The sequence below is a fragment of the Streptomyces sp. ActVer genome, assembly GCF_027270795.1.
GTDB classification, from domain to species: Bacteria; Actinomycetota; Actinomycetes; order Streptomycetales; family Streptomycetaceae; genus Streptomyces; species Streptomyces umbrinus_A.
In genome coordinates this window covers 1-2,849 of the sequence record NZ_JAPWHT010000752.1, presented here as the reverse complement: position 1 = coordinate 2,849, position 2,849 = coordinate 1, and the positions used below count along the sequence as shown (strand labels likewise).

Below are 2,849 nucleotides of genomic sequence, written 5' to 3'. Positions count from 1 at the left end.
AAACGCCGGACGGGCTGGGTACTTCAGCCCCTCCGGCGTTTGAGGAGCGGGGGTTCGGGGGCTGGCCCCCGAAAGAGACGGGAATGGGTAGGGGCGGCGGGGGCGAAAGAACCTCACACAACCCCCCGCGCCCGCAACCCCGCCAACTGACCCTCCGTCACCCCCGCCAGCCTGCCCAGGACTTCGGCGGTGTGCTCGCCGAGGCCCGGCGGCGGGTCGTAGCCCTCGACGGGGGTCGCCGTGAAGCGGATCGGGTTGGCGAGGAGTGGGAGGTGCCCGGACACAGGGTCGTCGACGCCAACCAGCATTCCCCGATGCTGGATCTGAGGGTCGGCGAACACCTCGGGCATCTCGTTGAACGGCCCGGCAGGGACGTCGTGTTCGTCCAGAACGGCGAGCCACTCGTCCCGCGTGCGGGTCAGCATGATCTCTTCGAGCACAGGCAGGATCTCCGAACGATGGGCGATCCGCGCCGAGGTGGTACCGAACCGCGGATCCTGGAGAAGGTCGCTGCGCCCGGCCGCAGCACAGAACGCGGCGAACTGCTTGTCGTTGCCCGCGACGAGGAACAGCGGCTTGTCCTTGCACAGGAAGGCCTGTGAAGGGATCCCGCCGTAGCCACCGTTGCCGCGCCGCTGCGGAACCTCACCGGACACGAGGTAGTTCATCGCGAAGTGCGACAGCGAGGCGAGCCCGCAGTCCAGCAGGGAGAGGTCGATGAACTGGCCCTCGCCGGTGGCGTCCCGGTGTCGCAGCGCCGCCAGGACGGCCGTGGAGGCGTACAGCCCGGTGAGGATGTCGACCATGCTGACCCCGACCTTCATCGGCTCGTCGGGGTGTCCGGAGACGCTCATCATCCCGGACATGGCCTGGAAGATGCCGTCGTAGCCGGGCCGCTGGGCATAGGGGCCGCTCTGGCCGAAGCCGGTGACCGACAGGTACACCAGGTGCGGGTTGAGCTCACGCAGGCTCTCGTGGTCGAGGCCGTACTTCGCCAGCGTCCCCGCGCGGAAGTTCTCGACGAGGACGTCCGAGCGGGCGGCGAGGGCGCGGATCAGCGCCTGGCCCTCGTCGGTGGCGTGGTTGACGGTGACCGACTGCTTGTTGCGGTTGCAGGAGAGGTAGAAGGCGGCCGTGTCCGTGCGGTCGCCATCGGGGCCGGCCGCGAAGGGCGGGCCGTACGTCCGTGAGTCGTCGCCCGTCCCGGGGCGCTCGACCTTGATCACCTCCGCGCCGAGGTCGGCCAGCATCTGGGTGGCCAGCGGGGCCGCGAGGATGCGGGACAGGTCGAGGACGCGTACTCCGGCCAGGGCGGTCGACGGCATCGAGAGGCCTCCCTCTGGGAGGGCACTCCATGCCGGAGTGCCCTGTGACGAGCGAGCTAATGAGTTATATAAATAATACATCTGGAGCTCCGGCTCGTCCCGTACGATTGCTTCAACTATCCAATTCATGTAACTATATCGATCGGCCGGACAGGCCGAGACCGGAGGGCGTGCGGATGACCGTCGCGGCGAGGACCCTCACCGACCAGGAGCAGCGCGAACGCCGTGCGTGGTTCCGGGCCCGCTGGGAACGCGGGGTCGCGTTCAACCGCAACTGCCGTATGCGCATGCTCCGTTGGGATCCCGACGGCGTCGAGGTGGCGCTTCCGTACGCCGAGGCCCTCTCCGCCCACGAAGGCGTCTTCCACGGCGGAGTGATCTCGGCGCTCATCGACACCGCGGGCGCCGGAGCCGTGATCGCCGGGCACGACTTCCAGAAGGGGAGCCGGCTCAGCACCGTGTCGATGTCGGTCCAGTACCTCGCGCCCGCCCGGGGTCGGGAGGCCGTCGCCTTCGCGCGGTGCGTCAGACGGGGCCGCCGACTGCACTTCGCCGACGTCGACGTGCGGATGCCCGACGGACGCATCTGCGCCCGGGGCCAGGTGGTGGTGACCATCTCGGGGGAGCGGCCGGGCGTCGGTGACCCCATCGAACCGTTGACCGAGGAGTGACGTGATGCCCGAGGAGCCCGCGCAGGACCAGGACCTGGTGCTCTACGAGGTCGACGAGGACGGCGTCGCCACCGTCACTCTCAACCGGCCCGAGCGCAAGAACGCGTGGAGCATCCCCATGGAGCGCCGCTTCTTCGCGCTTCTCGACGAAGCCGCCGAGGACCCCGCCGTCCGGGTCGTGGTCATCACGGGCGCGGGCCGGGCGTTCTGCCCGGGCATGGACGTCCAGCGGCTGGAACAGAACGCGCAGCCGGGCCAGTCCCTCAATCTCCAGGCCCGCGTCCCCATGTACAGCAGGCGGAACATGCCGAAGCCCCTGATCGCCGCCGTCAACGGCGCCTGCGCGGGCATCGGCCTGGTCCAGGCACTCATCTGCGACATCCGCTTCGCCGCCCGCGGGGCCCGCTTCACCACCGCCTTCACCCGCCGCGGCCTGGCCGGCGAGTACAACATGCCGTACGTGCTGCCACGCGTCGTAGGCCTGGAGAACGCGCTCGACCTGCTGCTGTCCGGCCGGGTCTTCGACGCCGACGAGGCGAAGGAACTCGGCCTCGTCAGCCGCGTCGTGGAACCGGAGGACCTGCTCGACGCCGCCCGCGCCTACGCCCGCGACATCGCCCGCAACTGCTCCCCGCGCGCCATGGCCGTCGTACGCCACCAGGTGTACGGCGACCTCGACCGCGACTTCACCGGGGCGCTGGCCCGCTCCTACTCCGCCATGGAGTTCTTCGCGGGCTCGCCGGACTTCCGCGAGGGCGTCGCCAGCTTCGTCGAGAAGCGGGAGCTGATGTACGGATTGAGGCGCGAGGCCATGAAAACCTCCCAGATCGGGCCAAACAATCAGATCTGCGCA

The 2,849-nt window shown here is 69.4% G+C and carries 3 protein-coding genes; 2 read left to right on the top strand and 1 reads right to left on the bottom strand.

Going from position 1 to position 2,849, the window contains the following annotated elements; all coding sequences use genetic code 11:
- Positions 1 to 113 precede the first annotated feature (113 nt).
- On the bottom strand, positions 114 to 1,325 hold the full coding sequence (locus O3Q52_RS51575) for a CaiB/BaiF CoA-transferase family protein (RefSeq protein ID WP_269655319.1): 1,212 nt from the start codon (positions 1,323 to 1,325) through the stop codon (positions 114 to 116).
- A 176-nt stretch (positions 1,326 to 1,501) separates the two neighbouring features.
- Between O3Q52_RS51575 and O3Q52_RS51570 the strand changes: the two genes are divergently transcribed.
- Positions 1,502 to 1,996, top strand: a complete 495-nt coding sequence (locus O3Q52_RS51570) for a PaaI family thioesterase (protein WP_269655318.1) — start codon at positions 1,502 to 1,504, stop codon at positions 1,994 to 1,996.
- A gap of 4 nt (positions 1,997 to 2,000) precedes the next feature.
- A partial coding sequence (locus O3Q52_RS51565) for an enoyl-CoA hydratase-related protein (protein ID WP_269655317.1) occupies positions 2,001 to 2,849 on the top strand: 849 nt, incomplete at its 3' end.

Excerpts from the sequence above, each read along its gene's own strand:
- O3Q52_RS51570 (WP_269655318.1), top strand. The coding sequence starts at position 1,502 with ATGACCGTCGCGGCGAGGACCCTCACCGACCAGGAGCAGCGCGAACGC.
- O3Q52_RS51575 (WP_269655319.1), bottom strand. The coding sequence starts at position 1,325 with ATGCCGTCGACCGCCCTGGCCGGAGTACGCGTCCTCGACCTGTCCCGC.